Annotated in this window: 16 protein-coding genes and 1 pseudogene; 9 read left to right on the top strand and 8 right to left on the bottom strand. The window is 37.8% G+C overall.

Annotation, left to right across the window (positions count from 1 at the left end; all coding sequences use genetic code 11):
• The first annotated feature begins 261 nt into the window (after positions 1 to 261).
• A complete protein-coding gene (locus MMP72_RS01525) occupies positions 262 to 2,424 on the top strand; it encodes a malate synthase G (RefSeq protein ID WP_241313908.1) in 2,163 nt (720 codons plus the stop codon).
• A gap of 142 nt (positions 2,425 to 2,566) precedes the next feature.
• Positions 2,567 to 3,235, top strand: a complete 669-nt coding sequence (locus MMP72_RS01520; RefSeq protein ID WP_241313907.1) for an SOS response-associated peptidase family protein — start codon at positions 2,567 to 2,569, stop codon at positions 3,233 to 3,235.
• Between the two features lie 54 nt (positions 3,236 to 3,289).
• Here MMP72_RS01520 and MMP72_RS01515 read toward each other — a convergent pair whose 3' ends face one another.
• The gene (locus tag MMP72_RS01515; RefSeq protein ID WP_241313906.1) at positions 3,290 to 3,754 is read right to left on the bottom strand and encodes a MarR family winged helix-turn-helix transcriptional regulator; all 465 of its coding nucleotides are present in this window, start codon (positions 3,752 to 3,754) and stop codon (positions 3,290 to 3,292) included.
• 704 nt (positions 3,755 to 4,458) lie between these two features.
• Positions 4,459 to 5,316, bottom strand: a complete 858-nt coding sequence (locus tag MMP72_RS01510) for an alpha/beta fold hydrolase (RefSeq protein ID WP_241313905.1) — start codon at positions 5,314 to 5,316, stop codon at positions 4,459 to 4,461.
• Positions 5,317 to 5,453: 137 nt separating this feature from the next.
• Between MMP72_RS01510 and MMP72_RS01505 the strand changes: the two genes are divergently transcribed.
• Positions 5,454 to 5,906: a hypothetical protein gene (locus tag MMP72_RS01505; RefSeq protein ID WP_241313904.1), complete on the top strand. Its 453-nt coding sequence runs from the start codon at positions 5,454 to 5,456 to the stop codon at positions 5,904 to 5,906.
• Positions 5,907 to 5,920: 14 nt separating this feature from the next.
• Here the strand turns inward: MMP72_RS01505 and MMP72_RS01500 are convergent, their stop codons facing one another.
• Positions 5,921 to 6,181, bottom strand: a complete 261-nt coding sequence (locus MMP72_RS01500; RefSeq protein ID WP_241313903.1) for a hypothetical protein — start codon at positions 6,179 to 6,181, stop codon at positions 5,921 to 5,923.
• 404 nt (positions 6,182 to 6,585) lie between these two features.
• Positions 6,586 to 7,887, bottom strand: coding sequence for a branched-chain amino acid transport system II carrier protein (gene brnQ / locus MMP72_RS01495; RefSeq protein WP_241313902.1), 1,302 nt, complete (start codon positions 7,885 to 7,887; stop codon positions 6,586 to 6,588).
• A gap of 345 nt (positions 7,888 to 8,232) precedes the next feature.
• On the opposite strand from brnQ, the gene map reads away from it, so the two are divergent.
• Positions 8,233 to 9,027 carry a type I methionyl aminopeptidase gene (gene map / locus MMP72_RS01490; protein WP_241313901.1) on the top strand — a complete coding sequence of 265 codons (795 nt, stop codon included), beginning with the start codon at positions 8,233 to 8,235 and terminating at the stop codon, positions 9,025 to 9,027.
• Positions 9,028 to 9,067: 40 nt separating this feature from the next.
• Here the strand turns inward: map and MMP72_RS01485 are convergent, their stop codons facing one another.
• Both MMP72_RS01485 and MMP72_RS01480 read right to left on the bottom strand, forming a co-directional pair.
• Complete coding sequence (locus tag MMP72_RS01485; RefSeq protein WP_241313900.1) at positions 9,068 to 9,985, bottom strand: LysR family transcriptional regulator; 918 nt, start codon at positions 9,983 to 9,985, stop codon at positions 9,068 to 9,070.
• A 56-nt stretch (positions 9,986 to 10,041) separates the two neighbouring features.
• The gene (locus tag MMP72_RS01480; RefSeq protein ID WP_241313899.1) at positions 10,042 to 10,470 is read right to left on the bottom strand and encodes a guanosine-3',5'-bis(diphosphate) 3'-pyrophosphohydrolase; all 429 of its coding nucleotides are present in this window, start codon (positions 10,468 to 10,470) and stop codon (positions 10,042 to 10,044) included.
• Between the two features lie 80 nt (positions 10,471 to 10,550).
• Here MMP72_RS01480 and MMP72_RS01475 point away from each other — a divergent pair, with 80 nt between their 5' ends.
• The gene (locus tag MMP72_RS01475) at positions 10,551 to 10,874 is read left to right on the top strand and encodes a hypothetical protein (protein ID WP_241313898.1); all 324 of its coding nucleotides are present in this window, start codon (positions 10,551 to 10,553) and stop codon (positions 10,872 to 10,874) included.
• A 50-nt stretch (positions 10,875 to 10,924) separates the two neighbouring features.
• Here the strand turns inward: MMP72_RS01475 and grxD are convergent, their stop codons facing one another.
• Positions 10,925 to 11,266, bottom strand: a complete 342-nt coding sequence (grxD, locus tag MMP72_RS01470) for a Grx4 family monothiol glutaredoxin (RefSeq protein ID WP_241313897.1) — start codon at positions 11,264 to 11,266, stop codon at positions 10,925 to 10,927.
• 177 nt (positions 11,267 to 11,443) lie between these two features.
• Complete coding sequence (locus MMP72_RS01465) at positions 11,444 to 11,863, bottom strand: hypothetical protein (RefSeq protein ID WP_241313896.1); 420 nt, start codon at positions 11,861 to 11,863, stop codon at positions 11,444 to 11,446.
• Positions 11,864 to 12,016: 153 nt separating this feature from the next.
• Here MMP72_RS01465 and MMP72_RS01460 point away from each other — a divergent pair.
• The 4 genes and pseudogenes from MMP72_RS01460 to MMP72_RS01445 all read left to right on the top strand — a co-directional run.
• Positions 12,017 to 12,427 (top strand): annotated as a pseudogene (locus tag MMP72_RS01460) (RusA family crossover junction endodeoxyribonuclease); the annotation flags it as partial.
• Complete coding sequence (locus MMP72_RS01455) at positions 12,427 to 13,128, top strand: helix-turn-helix domain-containing protein (protein WP_241313895.1); 702 nt, start codon at positions 12,427 to 12,429, stop codon at positions 13,126 to 13,128. The pseudogene MMP72_RS01460 and the gene MMP72_RS01455, both read left to right, overlap by 1 nt.
• A gap of 2 nt (positions 13,129 to 13,130) precedes the next feature.
• Positions 13,131 to 13,985, top strand: a complete 855-nt coding sequence (locus MMP72_RS01450; protein WP_241313894.1) for a hypothetical protein — start codon at positions 13,131 to 13,133, stop codon at positions 13,983 to 13,985.
• Entirely contained in the window at positions 13,982 to 14,269 is a 288-nt protein-coding gene (locus tag MMP72_RS01445) for a hypothetical protein (RefSeq protein ID WP_241313893.1), read from the top strand. Before MMP72_RS01450 ends, MMP72_RS01445 begins: the two co-directional genes overlap by 4 nt.
• The last annotated feature ends 31 nt before the right edge of the window (positions 14,270 to 14,300 follow it).

Here is a 14,300-nt window from a genome sequence, read left to right as displayed (position 1 = left end):
TATAAATTTAGGTTAGAGAAGGCTTTATTCTTGCTTGAATTTTGCTATAACTAGATAGGTTTTAGAATTGAGTTTATTGCAAACTGAAACAGTAGGTGTGTTATACATTTAATTTTCCTAATAAGCTATAAGTTGATATTTGTCAATACTTTCTGTTCGGAAAATGCTTACTATTTAGGAATGTGATATTACTATTCAGGCTAGTATAAATCGGTATACTAGGTTTCTTGTTATAAAAAGTTAGCACCATCAGGAAAGACAATGACTGCACGTATTCAAAAAGGCAAGCTAGCGATTGCTAAAGAACTTTACGATTTCATCGAAAATGAAGCTTTACCAGGTTCTGGTTTAGACAGTGAAACTTATTGGAAGAACTTCGAGCAAGTCGTTGTCGATCTTAGCCCAAAGAACAAAGCATTATTGGCTAAGCGTGAAGAGCTCCAAGCGAAGATTGATGAATGGCATCGTAACAATAAATTTGAACTAAATGCATATAAAGCGTTTTTGACTGAAATTGGTTACTTAGCCCCTGAAGTTGCAGATTTCAACGTTACAACTGAAAATGTAGATGAAGAAATTGCTTTATTAGCGGGTCCACAATTGGTTGTGCCTGTACGTAATGCACGTTATTGCTTAAACGCTGCAAATGCGCGTTGGGGTTCTTTATATGATGCGCTTTACGGTACAGATGTAATTTCTGAAGAAGACGGTGCGGAAAAAGGTAAGGGCTATAATCCAGTTCGTGGCGATAAGGTAATTGCATTTGCTAAGGATTTCTTAAACCAGACTTTCCCATTAGCACAAGGTTCACATGCTGATGCAACTCAATATGCGATTGATCACAATCGTTTAGTGGTAACGTTGAAAGATGGTTCTACAACATCTTTAGAGCATGAGTCTCAATTTGTTGGTTTTAATGGTGAAGCGGCAAACCCAACTGAAATCGTTTTATTAAATAATGGCCTACATGTCATCATTGATATTGATGCAAATAGCCCAGTGGGTAAAACTGATGCAGCGGGTGTTAAAGATCTAACACTTGAAGCCGCGATTACAACGATTCAAGATTTAGAAGATTCTGTTGCGGCAGTGGATGCTGAAGAAAAAGTGGAAGGCTACCGTAACTGGTTAGGTCTTATGAAGGGTGATCTTCAAGAATCAATCGAGAAGAATGGTAAAACGGTTACTCGTACATTGAATAAAGATCGTACCGTTCAAAACTTAATTGGTGGCACGACAACCTTACATGGTCGTTCACTCATGCTTCTACGTAACGTTGGTCATTTAATGACAAATCCAGCGATCTTGGTCGAAGGCGAAGAAGTTTTTGAAGGTATCTTGGATGCATTGGTGACGCCATTACTTTCAATTGCAGATATTCGTGGTCAAAACGAGAATAAAAACTCTCGTAAAGGTTCGATGTATATCGTTAAACCGAAAATGCATGGTCCAGACGAAGTTGCGTTTGCGGTTGAATTATTTGAGCGCGCAGAGCAAGCAATTGGCTTGCCAGCAAAAACACTCAAAATCGGGATTATGGACGAAGAACGCCGTACCTCTGTTAATTTGAAGAACTGTATCGCTGCTGCAAAAGATCGTACGATTTTCATTAATACTGGTTTTATGGACCGTACAGGTGATGAAATCCATACCTCTATGGAAGCTGCACCAATGGTTCGCAAAGAAGCCGTTAAAACACAAAAATGGATTGCATCTTACGAAAACCGTAACGTCGCAATTGGTTTAGCGTGTGGTTTACAAGGTAAAGCCCAAATTGGTAAAGGCATGTGGCCGAAACCAGACAGTATGAAAGACATGTTAGCAACCAAGACTGCACATCCAAATGCAGGCGCAACTTGTGCATGGGTTCCTTCACCAACAGGTGCTGTATTGCATGCAATGCACTACCATCAAATCAATGTAAAAGCACGTCAAGATGAGTTGGCTGCTGAAAACATGTTGTCTTTGGATGATTTATTAACACCGCCGTTTGCGCCAGAAACAAATTGGACTGCGGAAGAACTGAACAATGAACTTGAAAATAACTGTCAGGGTATTTTAGGTTATGTGGTTCGTTGGGTTGATCTAGGTGTTGGTTGTTCTAAAGTTCCAGATATCAACAACGTTGGTTTAATGGAAGATCGTGCAACATTACGTATTTCTTCTCAGCATGTTGCAAACTGGTTACGTCACGGTATCGTAACGCGTGAGCAAGTTGAAGAAGTACTGAAACGTATGGCTGTTATTGTTGATCAGCAAAATACAAATGATGTGTTTTATACGCCAATGGCACCAAATTTTGATGGTATTGCTTTCCAAGCCGCTTCTGACTTGATCTTTAAAGGTGCAGAGCAACCATCTGGTTACACAGAGCCATTGTTACATGCTGCGCGTTTAAAGCTTAAAGGTTATACAGGTGATTAATTTCATCTAATTTAAAAAGGGCCTCTACGGAGGCTCTTTTTAATATGGAAAAAGTTATTTAAATAATTTTAAAAAGCGAGGAGGTGAGTAAAGCGCCTTTTTTTAATATCATATTTTAAGAGATGTATTATTAAGCGAAGTTATGTGTGCCAATTATAAAGCTTTAACTATTGAACAAGCCAAGCAACTGGAATTACCTCTTGTCCCATTTGAATATGCAGATGAGGTCTATCCTAGCTATAAATCACCTTTGTTGTTTAAATCGGAACAAGGTTTGGAGTGGCGTGAGGTATTGTTTGGATTGGTGCCTAAATGGTCTGAAGATATTAATATCGCTAAGCATACTTATAATGCGCGACACGAAACAATTTTTCAAAAACCGAGCTTTCAAGATGCGGCTTATAAATGCAAGTTTGGCGTTATTCCCGTTTCAGAGTTTTATGAAAGTAAATATATTGATAATAAATCCCAAAGATGGGGCGTTCGCCGTAAAGATGGCAAAGCTTTTTTTATCGCGGCGCTGTATGAGATTCGAAAATTAAATGATGAGATTATTCGTTCTGCAACCATGTTGACGATGGATGCAATTGACCATCCAATGATGAAAGATTTTCACGAGCCGGGTGATGTAAAACGATCAGTTGTTGTTATTCCGCATGATGGTTTAGATGCATGGCTGAGTTTAAAACAACCAAACCAACTCTTCGATTTTATGCAAGGTTTCCCTGTAGAAGAATTTGAATGTTCACATGTGCCTAAAACAAAGATAGCGAAAATTACGCCCCAGTTAAATATGTTTGATTTATTCTAGAATGTGATCCAAATAAAAAGGCTTCATTTCGAAGCCTTTCTTGTTCAGTAAAAATCAACGCGCAAGATTTTTAAACATATGCTTTAGAATTTCCATGGTTTTTTCAATTTGAAGTGGGGTTAAACCATCAAAAGACTGTTCCAAAATAACAGAGGTGAGATCATTGATTTTTACAACCATTTCGTTCCCTTTATCTGTTAGATAAACGCGGGTAATACGCCCATCATCTTTACAAGAATAGGTTTCGATATAACCTTCATCTTTCAAACGATAAACGATTTTGGTTGTAGTCGACATTTTTGAAATGACCATGTCCGAAAGTTCAGACACACTTGCATGAGGCTTAACGTCCAATGCAATTAAAATACGACGGCGAGAGTTGTCTAAACCATATTTCTTGAGTACGTTGTCAATATTTTGAACGTACTGAGAATTGACTTGAGAAATCCAATAGTATGGAAAATCTTCTAGCTTAAATGAATCGGCTGTAGGTAAAAAACGCGCATATTTCTTTGTCATTTACTTCTTTCCCATGCTTGTATATCGAGCAATATAGCGTCGCTCTTAGATTCCATGAAGTGTCTACAATTATCTGCTAAAAAAACCTTTCCTGATTTTTTTATCATTTCACTTATAGCAAATCTACCCAAAGATAATTATGGAATTATCTTTATAAATGATTAAGAGAATTATCACAAAATTCACATAAATTTGTAATGAATCATGTATTTTCTCAATCATGTTATTTCAGTGATATTCCTACAATTTTGCTTTTATGCTCATTTGTAGAATAATCGTATTGTAGGAAAAAAATACATATTTTGACGTGACTTTTTTATAAAAAATTCTGTCTAAAATGTCATAAAAATACGAAATCATTATATTTATAAAATAAATAGTCATTAAAAATACAAAAAATACAGGTGTTTGTTTTAATCATTTGGTTAAAATATCGTGATTAAGTGGATTCAAGAACAGTTGAATAAATACATGCTTTATCACACTTATAAGTGAGAACACTGAGATTTACCGCTTAAAAAGCAGTTGTTGTTAATATTTTCTAATCAATTCTGTTGCTAGATAAGAAGAATTAATAGATATCAAAGAAAATCAAAAAACGATATTTAGGCGTTGAGTCTGATCAACCCCATAATAAAAAGACGCATCTAAACTGGATTACGAGTTTAGATGCGGAAAGTGCAAATCTAAAGGAGGGGGTATGATTAGATCGTTAATTCATTTTCAATAATGGGCCATAATTTTTGATGGGATTTTTTAAACATCAACATGTGTCCAATCTGTTTATAGCCATGTTGTTGAGGTTTGAGCTCAATTAATTTGGTCTTGGCATTTGGATATAAACCTAATAGCTCTTTGACGTTTGCTTGGGTGGCAATCTCATCATCAGTTGCCCAAAATGAGGTAATAGGGCATTGAATTTCTTGATGATAATCTTCAAATATGCTTTTACCAACCGCATTCATGACATAACCGGGTTTGCTGCAAAATTCTGCCCATTGCTTAGCCACATTTTTAGGTAAATTCTCACCCATACCGATAAATCGAGTTGCGCCGTAACCTTTGAAAAAGCCAGATACAGGAAAAATAATATTGAACATAACGGGTGCTAAAAACTTGGTCTTACCCTTTAATCCTTTTACATGTCCTGTCGAACCTGCGATCGCGAGTACTTTAGCGACTTTATTATAGTTGGGGGTAATACCAAGCAATTGTCCACCAGCACTATGCCCAATGATGATTACTTTTTCTGCTTGTGTCTGATGCAACAACGTTTCAACTGCTGCTGGAATGTCTAATATTCCCCAATCGTTGATACTGGCGGTAGAGTCTTTTAGTTCACCATGTAATGATTCTCCGATTCCTCTAAAATCAAAACTTAGGACGCTATAGCCTTGTTGGCTTAACCACTCAGCGAAAGAATGATAGAACGTTTTTGTGATGCCAGTTGCAGGGCAAATCAAAATCGGATAATTCTTAGTGTCGCCTTGTGCTGGATAAAATTGAGCGGCAAGTTGATAACCATCTTTACAATTGATCCAGCATGATTCATAGGTATTCATTTGAAAATACTCTTGTAATTGCATGCTTTTACTTTACATGAGTTCCAAAAAGAAACTCGACTAAAAAATGACTATAAAGTCAATTTTTAGGTAATATAGGCCCGCATAATGAGTCATATTTATATTGGGGAAATGCGATGTATGATTTGAATAGCGCTACACAACTTGCGATTGTGTTTAGTGGAATTTTTCTATGGGTCGGTATGCTGACAGGCGTGTGGAAGTATTATCAAATTAGAAAAACAGAACAAGCAAGGGCACACTATTATGTGGATATTGCTCATCGTAGTAGCTTACTTTATGCTGCTGCAAGTTTAATCCTTGCTGTTTTAAGTTATTTTACTGTTTTATCAGCGACTATCGCTTTGTTTTGTGTCGTTGCCAATTTATTCTTTTTTGCGATGTCGATTTTGACCTATATCATTCATGGATTTTTAAAAGACACCACCAATCAATTTAAACAACCGCATCAATTAGGGCGATGGACGCTTCCTGCTTGGTCAATGAGTTTAATGATGTTGAGTTTGATTATTGTTGAGTTGGGGGCAACAGCGGTATTAGTATTCGGAACAATTGCTAAATTTTTGTAATAAAAAATGGATGATCACTCATCCACTTTCCTTAAAGATTTTATCTTACGTACGAAGCTGAGCTGTCGAAACTTTTGGTCAACGACCGCCCATACACAAAAAGCCAATGAGACAATTAATGCATAAGCAAAATATTCAGGTTTCAAGTTGCCTTTAATGGCACCTTGAAATAAGAGTGTTGCCATTAGTGCAAGCGTGGTAATGGCATAAATAACTGAATCATTGGTCTTCAGAGTGTTAATGAAGACTTGCTTGTTGAAATGTGTTGATAACATCTCCATCCCTCCTTTTTGTGGTGACAAAACCATGTAGTTTCGTCGGAATTGTTATTCAAGTTGTACTGCTATTTTGTGATTAATTCAATAGGTAAATCTATATTTTTTCCACATAAGGTTATAAGCAGGTTGATTTTCATGGTTTTTTAGTATTTATAATGTGCATCTTTGGTATTTTTTGTTAAATATCAAGTTCATTTTTTTACATTTTGAAAAATTTAGCCATCTTATCAAGATGTGTTATTTGCCGATTTTGTCGCGAAAAACGCCATATTTTATGCTGAATAGCGATATTGGAGAGAGAATAATTTGTCGTAAACAAAAAACATCCGTTGGGTAAAGGAAAATTTTTTGTATAACTAAAATCATGTTTGGGTAAAACATTATTTTAACGACAAATCATCTTAATTTTTGGTTGCTAATACTCGATCAACGATCATTGCAATTACAAGTACGATCAGTGATGGGAGTAACCACGCAAGATTTTGTTCACTTAATGGCAATTGCTCAATAAATGCAGGTAAATGAGTGCCAAAGCCTGCTGCTTTAATCGCTTCAATAATACCGAAAAGGAAAGCAATAGCGGTGACAGAACCAACGATTAATGATGGTTTATTCCAGTATTTCCAGAAAAAGCTCAGCATAATCACGACAATTGCAGGTGGATAAATCGCACTCAAAACTGGAATTGAGAAAGCGATCAGTTTGGTTAAACCTAAGTTAGAAATTAACAGTGAAAAACCAGTGAGAATGAAGACCAATAACTTATACGGTAAGCCTGTTAACTCAGTGAAATACTCAGCACATGCGCAGGTTAAACCAATTGCAGTGACCATACATGCAAGGAAAATCAAGCAGGTTAAGAAATATGATCCGTAGTCCCCAAATGCATGTTGTACATAAGCATGCAAAATAATGGCACCATTGTCTGCATTTGCAGCGACTTCATGACTGCCTAAACCCAGTTTAAATAAGCTGACATAAACAAGGGTAAGCCCTACACCTGCAATCAAGCTAGCGATGATGGCATACTTAGTAATGAGCTTAGCGTCGGTGACACCACGAGACTGAATCGCTTGAATGATCACAATACCAAAGACCAAAGCACCTAACGTATCCATGGTTAAGTAACCACTGACGAAACCTTCAGATACTGGACTTGTAACATAGTTATTGATGGCGGGTGAGATCAAACCTGTCGGTATGGCAAATGCAGCGATACCGAGTATTGCAAGGGCAATGATTTTTAAAGGTGCAAGTACGTGACCGACTGTATCCAGTAATTTGTTTGGATAAAGTGAAACAGCCGTGACAAAAGCAAAATAAATGACGCTATAAATAAAAAGGCTACTATTTGATGTTCCAAAGTACGGTGCAAAACCAATCTCATAAGAAACAGTCGCGGTACGAGGGGTTGCAAATAATGGCCCTACAGTTAAATAACAGACGATTGTGAGCAATAAACTGGCAAAACGTCCTAATGGTGAGCTGATGTTCTCGATTGAGCCTTGCGTGCGAGACAAGGCCATGATGGTAATCACGGGTAGACCGACTGCGGTGATTAAGAAGCCAAAAGCAGCAAGCCAAACGTGTTCACCAGCTTGCTGGGCAACAATGGGAGGGAAAATAATATTGCCAGCACCAATAAACAGTGCAAAGGTCATAAACCCTAAGGCAATAATATCTCCTGTACGGAGTTGGTTCATAAAAAAAAGGGGAGTTTAAAATAAAAGTGCGGATTTTAGAGCATAAATGCGTTCATTTGAAACTAATTTATGTGAAAGTTGGTTTATTTTTGGCTAAAAAGACGCTATTGGAGCTTCGCCGTGATATTGGTTCATTAAATTGATTAAACGCCTTTACCAGCATCAAGTGATCTATCATTTTTTCCTGTGCTAATCATTGAAATTAAATGTAAAATAAAAATGATGTTTTAGTCATAAAATGATTGAAGATTTGATCGTTGAAGCGTACAACTATCTGAAATACTCAATGCAATACTTGATCTGCATTTTTTAAATTAATTTGTTTTTTAATAAGGAATATCTCAGATGAGAGCTTCTACTGTAACCATTAAAACAGAACAAGATATCGAGAGACTACGTATCTCTGGACGTTTGGCGGCACAAGTATTGGAAATGATTGGCCCTTATATCAAGTCTGGTGTTTCAACTGAATATTTAGATGATATCTGTAACGATTATATCGTAAATACCTTGCAAGTTATTCCTGCCAATGTGGGTTATCACGGTTTCACCAAAACCACTTGTATTTCGGTCAATGAGGAAGTCTGTCACGCAATTCCTTCTGCCAAACGAATTTTGCAAGATGGTGATATTCTCAATATTGATGTTGCCGTGATTAAAGATGGCTATTTCGGTGATACCAGTCGTATGTATTTTGTGGGTGAAGTGAGTCCTGAAGCCAAAAAACTGGTCGAAACGACATATGAGGCGATGTTAGCGGGGATTCATACTGTTAAGCCTGGTGCGACATTGGGCGATATTGGGCACGCAATTCAATCGGTTGCGCAACGTGAAGGTTATAGTATTGTTCGTGAATATTGTGGCCATGGGATTGGACGTGTTTATCATGAACAACCGAATATCTTGCATTATGGTAAAAAAGGCCAAGGCATGGTATTGAAAAAAGGGATGGTATTTACGATTGAGCCTATGGTGAATGCTGGAAAACCGCAGATTAAAGAGTTAAGTGATGGTTGGACGGTGGTTACGCAGGATAAATCGCTATCCGCTCAATGGGAACACATGGTTGCTGTGACCGATGATGGCTTTGAATTATTGACCCCTTGGCCAAATGGAACAGGTCACTATCCTGCAATTTAGTCAGAAATGTTGTGAGTTAAAGCAAAGGTTCGATATTTTACTATCGAACCTTTTTCGTTGGGCATTGAGCCAGTTGTTCAACCAAATAGTCGATGAATACCCGTACTGCTGGTAGTAATCCTCTACGTGATGGATAAACGGCATGGAAAATACCATGTGGTGCAGTCCATTCGGGTAATACCTTAACCAATTGACCTGATTGAACGAAGTCCTGAGCGATACTGTCAGGTAGCAAAGCAATGCCACAATTTTGGCTGGCCAATTCAGCCAACATTAATAAGTTTGAACCCATAATTACGGGATTTACTTTGATTTTTTTCTGCTGTTTGTTTGGGTCTGTGAGTAAGAAATGTTGATCGAGATGGTCTTCTGCCATACTGATAATACGATGATTAGTCAGTTGCTCTGGTGTGGTTAAATGCCCAAATTCATTTAAATAGGCTTGGCTGGCAAAGAGGCGTTGTTCTATGGCTTCAAACTCTCGTAGAACTAAGTTTGGATCATCATCTAGTTTGGTACGAACACGTAAGGCAATATCTACCCCCTCGTTGATCACATCAATACGACGGTTGCTCACCATCATTTGTACTCGAACTTCTGGATATTTCTTTAAAAAAGTTGGGAGGATTTTTGCCATTTGATTTTGAGCAATATCCACAGGAACGCTGATTTTTACGACACCACGAGGTTCACTACTCAGATGATTGACTGCATCATGTGCTGCTTGGGCTGCATTCATCATGACTTGAGCATGTCGATAAACATCCATTCCAATGTCAGTGACAGCGAAATGACGTGAACTACGCTGAATGAGACGTACGCCTAATTGTTCTTCAAGATTATAAACCCTGCGGCTTAGTTTTGATTTAGGAATGTCGGTCGCACGTTCAGCAGCACTAAAGCCACCGTGCTCTACAACCAAAGCAAAGCAATAAAAGTCATCTAAATCCGTTAGCATTACGCCATAAACTCCAGTTTATTGTGGTCAAGTTGAACCAGAAGGGTCTCTTATTATCAATCATTTTGGGCTAATAAAATATCTCGAACTTGTTGATATTCTTTTAATCGCTCAAAATCTCTTTTTGTTGGCGATTGAATCCGAGATAAGTCCATATTGTCAGTGATATCGGCTAATTTAACAACACGTGCTAAAGGGTTTTGTACCGTTCGTTGTGCAGCTTCGATTCGCGATTCACCTGATTGTTTGGTCAGTGCAACAATGGCTTCGATGATATGGCTTTGGAAGCCTAAGTGGTATAAATCTTCGACAGTGGTCTCTGTATCCTCTAAGACATCATGTAAAACGGCGATGATTTTGTGTTCAATACTTGGAACTTTCAGCATGATTCTTAATGGATGCAAAATATAGGGGGCGTTTGCTTTATCGACTTGACCTGCATGTTGTTTTGCCGCGAATGCGATGGCCTGTTCAAGGGTTGCCATAAGCTAAATCCTCCGATTCAAGATAGATTAGCGAGTCATATTCTTTTAAACTGAATGAAATTTTTTACTCCCTAATTATTATGCCATATCAGCTTACCAACCTCGTCGATGCGACTCAAAACATTTTATGCCCATATTGCCATCATGCAGTTTTAGATTGGGAGCAAGAACAATATATTCAGCCGTGTGAACATACTTTGTTTATGGCAATGGATTTAGGTTTTGAGTTTATTGCTGATCGTTTTGAAGAGGCTTTACCACAGTCAGTTGATGAAATTCATGAAGATCCAAATATGAATATTTTTGCGAGCGTAGCGCAAGTAAATTATCCTGAATTGCAGATTTATAAGGCAGATTTGGGTGTGGAAGGGATGTATCGCTATGTTGGTTTTAGCAAAAATTAAAGCTGCCCCAATAAAAAAGCCAATCATTTGATTGGCTTCTGTTTTACAACTTAGGCTTCAGGAGCCGCGCTGTATTGTTCAACTAATGGTTTTAACTCACCATTTTGGAACATTTCAAGCATGATATCGCTACCACCAACAAGTTCACCATTGACCCAAAGCTGTGGGAAGGTTGGCCAGTTTGCAATTTGAGGTAAAGTTGCACGAATATCTTGATTTTCCAAGATATTTACATAGGCAAATGGACGACCAATTTGGCTTAGTGCTTCAACTGCACGAGCAGAAAAACCACATTGCGGGAATTGTGGGGTGCCTTTCATGTAAAGTAAAACAGGGTGTTTCGCAATTTGATCACGAATTAACGCTACTGTATCACGCGCTTGTTCCGTCATTAGATAGATCCTCAACTAAACTCCCCACATTATATACTTTTTAAGGTGATGTATCTAGTTGATTTGTAAATGCTTTAATGGTTAAAATTAAGCTAATTTTAAAGAGCAAATCGAACATATTGAAATTAATGAAAACAAATACTTACCACAGAGTTTTGCAGTAAGTATTCATGTCAATTAGGCAAATGGCAATACAATTCCAATATCGACATCATTCCAGATTACTTCATGTCCACTGGCATATTTCTCGGTCATGGCAGCAGTCGTGTGACCAGCTAATGCCTGTGCACTTCGACCAGCTTTTTTATGGAGAAATATTGCTAAAGCACGTATCTCATGAAAAGTTGGCATCTGTTTTGATGCGTAACCTGGATAGGCATTTGACTTTATAAGTGCCTCCTTGAAAGCCAACGTTAAGTATTGTCTATCAATTTGAGTCCAATGCTCTTTGAGATATTTGGTTTTTCTCCCGCGCTTGTTCAAAGGTACTCGATGTATGATAAAAGGACTGATAACTTTATCTGATTTACACCGCTCTAATACTTTTTGAAGTTCCGCATCAACTTTAATTCGAACATATCCAGCACCCTCTAGCACATCAAAATCATCATTCGGGCTGCTGACTGCATAATTATTAAATGGTTTGCAAATTCATGTTTAGGCATATAGGCATTAATACCTGCAATATATTCAATTTTTTCAAACAGAATTTTAGTATTTTGTGTGGCTTCAAACGCCTCTCTTTCTTTTTCAATAGATGAGAACACCGGCAAACAGCGTAACAGTCTGTCATTAGGTGCAAAGAAATTTAAACGTCGTGTACACGAAATTTACGCGCCGATATTCAAAGCAATGAAGTGGAAGGCGATATCACAACAATGTGAAATCAGATTGGTTATTCAGCCACCACGAAAAGTTCGTAGTTATAGCGCATCTACATATCCGCGTTTTGATATTGATAACTATCCAAAACTTCTAATCGATGCTCTCAAAGGTGCAGAGCTTCTTTATAAAGACGACAACATATTTGTAAGTGAAAAAATAGAATTTGCTGAGCCAATTGAAGACGGCTGTGTATGGCTTTCATGTGTCTTTATCAATGAGACAAATTGGCTTGATAAAAAAGTGAACTTTGACTGGCTTGCTGGGAGAGTTGCGTAATGGCTAAAAGAACAGATTTAGAAAAACGCGTCATGATTGGACGTAAATTAGCACTGGCAAGAGAACGCACAGGTTTAAGACAAGATGAGGTTGCGATTCAGTTATTTGGTGTTGAGCAAAAGAATCGTATTAGTGAGATGGAAAACGGCAAGACCTTACCTGACGCTGAGTTATTGCAAGTCATGTGTGGTATTTACCATTGCTCTGTAGATTGGGTATTAGGTTTTACAATCAACCCTGAATTAAATGAAACGGAATCAGTAGCAGGCATTTTATTTAATGGCCTAGGTGATTTATTAGCCGAAAATTTAAATGCAGTGACTTCACAAATGGCTTTGTTATGTGCAAAACATATTGCCTCTTATCCACCAGCTCTACAGGTACGATTATTAGAACAATCAAAGGCATTAGCCAAAAAGTTTATTAACTTGGACAGAGAGCAACAAGAAAAGCTTCAACCAGAAATGATTGATCTTATGCAAACTATCCAAGAGTGTGAAAAAGATCGTGCAATTCAGTTCACTAATCTGGCCAAGGGTTTAGAGGATATTACATATCGTGATGAGGATGAAATTCAAGAGAAATTAATTCAGGACCTGAAAAGCCAACGCAAAACACGATTCACCCAAACAACCTTACCATTAGAGGAAAAACTAGAATCACAGTTTGACTTTTTCGCTGGCGATGCTTTGGGTAGTTAATCATGGCGGTTCAATCTTATTCACAGGAAATATGGAATCGACTCAAAACAGTTTATGAGTCATCCCCAAAGATTACATGGCAAAAATTAGTTGACCAGGTAGGAGAGGAGTTAGGCTGTGATATGCCTTCTCCCTCTGTTGTGCGCCGTAAAGCAATCACTGAAAAGTGGAAAAAATGCACGAAAAATCTAGTCAAAAAAACTGCACGTGAACTGAATAATGAAATAAAAAAATTGACTAGTAAAAAGACTAGTCAAGAAAGTTCACAATCTACTGAAAATAAAGAGGAAACTACTAGTCAAAATAATGTCAAAAAACCGTCAAATATTGTCGATATTTGGGGTCAAAAATCTAAGGCTGAAAATGGGTTTAGCAAGGCTGATTTAAATCGACTTACATCAGCACAAATTATTCAACAGAATCGCTATCGCTTGGCTGATTTGGGGCAATTGGCTGGTGACACGATAACCAGTGTTATTCATATCAGAGATGAAGTTTTACAGCTCGATATAACTAATCTGAATGCGGAAGATGAAGAATCTCTAAAGGTCATTAATGGCTTGAAATTCAAAATGGGCCTGATTAGCCAGATCGTAGACCTGAATGTTAAACAAAGTATTACTTTAGCCAATATCGCTAAATCCGAAGCTTTATTTTGGGGCTTTGAGCTTGAAGAACTCAAAGATCAGTCTGAGATTCAATCGAAACGCTCAGCAGTTATCGCCAACTCTGAAGAGCGTATGAAGGCTGCTAAAGAGAAAATGGCAACCGATAAAAAAGCTGCCTTTACTCGCAAATTGGCAATGATTGAAGCAGGTGATCATGAACAAGATGAAGAACAAGAGGCTATCGCATGACTCAGATTAAATTAACACATCGTGAAATATGTGAAGTAGGTGCGTCTTTACTCAGAAAGCCAGAGTCTGCGAATGGCCATGGTTGTCACTTCTCAATTGTTGAACCTTCATGTTACGGCGAAAATCCAGATGTTTTCGGGATTCGCCATGGCCACGGATATGATGTGGGGACCATTTTATTAGAAGCTAAAACCAGTCGTTCAGACTTTTTGGCTGACCGTAAGAAACCTCATCGAGTGGCACCCGAGACAGGTGTAGGGAAAGTGCATTATCTTGCAAGCTAATTTCTATTTCAATGATAACTCTGACAGTTGT

Origin of the sequence: Acinetobacter sp. NIPH 2699, from assembly GCF_022549355.1 — a bacterium.
GTDB lineage: Bacteria > Pseudomonadota > Gammaproteobacteria > Pseudomonadales > Moraxellaceae > Acinetobacter.
Note: the sequence above shows the minus strand (reverse complement) of the source record. Positions and strands in the feature narration are given on the sequence as shown.

Excerpts from the sequence above, each read along its gene's own strand:
- MMP72_RS01525 (WP_241313908.1), top strand. The coding sequence starts at position 262 with ATGACTGCACGTATTCAAAAAGGCAAGCTAGCGATTGCTAAAGAACTT.
- MMP72_RS01520 (WP_241313907.1), top strand. The coding sequence starts at position 2,567 with ATGTGTGCCAATTATAAAGCTTTAACTATTGAACAAGCCAAGCAACTG.
- MMP72_RS01515 (WP_241313906.1), bottom strand. The coding sequence starts at position 3,754 with ATGACAAAGAAATATGCGCGTTTTTTACCTACAGCCGATTCATTTAAG.
- MMP72_RS01510 (WP_241313905.1), bottom strand. The coding sequence starts at position 5,316 with ATGAATACCTATGAATCATGCTGGATCAATTGTAAAGATGGTTATCAA.
- MMP72_RS01505 (WP_241313904.1), top strand. The coding sequence starts at position 5,454 with ATGTATGATTTGAATAGCGCTACACAACTTGCGATTGTGTTTAGTGGA.
- MMP72_RS01500 (WP_241313903.1), bottom strand. The coding sequence starts at position 6,181 with ATGTTATCAACACATTTCAACAAGCAAGTCTTCATTAACACTCTGAAG.
- brnQ (WP_241313902.1), bottom strand. The coding sequence starts at position 7,887 with ATGAACCAACTCCGTACAGGAGATATTATTGCCTTAGGGTTTATGACC.
- map (WP_241313901.1), top strand. The coding sequence starts at position 8,233 with ATGAGAGCTTCTACTGTAACCATTAAAACAGAACAAGATATCGAGAGA.
- MMP72_RS01485 (WP_241313900.1), bottom strand. The coding sequence starts at position 9,985 with ATGCTAACGGATTTAGATGACTTTTATTGCTTTGCTTTGGTTGTAGAG.
- MMP72_RS01480 (WP_241313899.1), bottom strand. The coding sequence starts at position 10,470 with ATGGCAACCCTTGAACAGGCCATCGCATTCGCGGCAAAACAACATGCA.
- MMP72_RS01475 (WP_241313898.1), top strand. The coding sequence starts at position 10,551 with ATGCCATATCAGCTTACCAACCTCGTCGATGCGACTCAAAACATTTTA.
- grxD (WP_241313897.1), bottom strand. The coding sequence starts at position 11,266 with ATGACGGAACAAGCGCGTGATACAGTAGCGTTAATTCGTGATCAAATT.
- MMP72_RS01455 (WP_241313895.1), top strand. The coding sequence starts at position 12,427 with ATGGCTAAAAGAACAGATTTAGAAAAACGCGTCATGATTGGACGTAAA.
- MMP72_RS01450 (WP_241313894.1), top strand. The coding sequence starts at position 13,131 with ATGGCGGTTCAATCTTATTCACAGGAAATATGGAATCGACTCAAAACA.
- MMP72_RS01445 (WP_241313893.1), top strand. The coding sequence starts at position 13,982 with ATGACTCAGATTAAATTAACACATCGTGAAATATGTGAAGTAGGTGCG.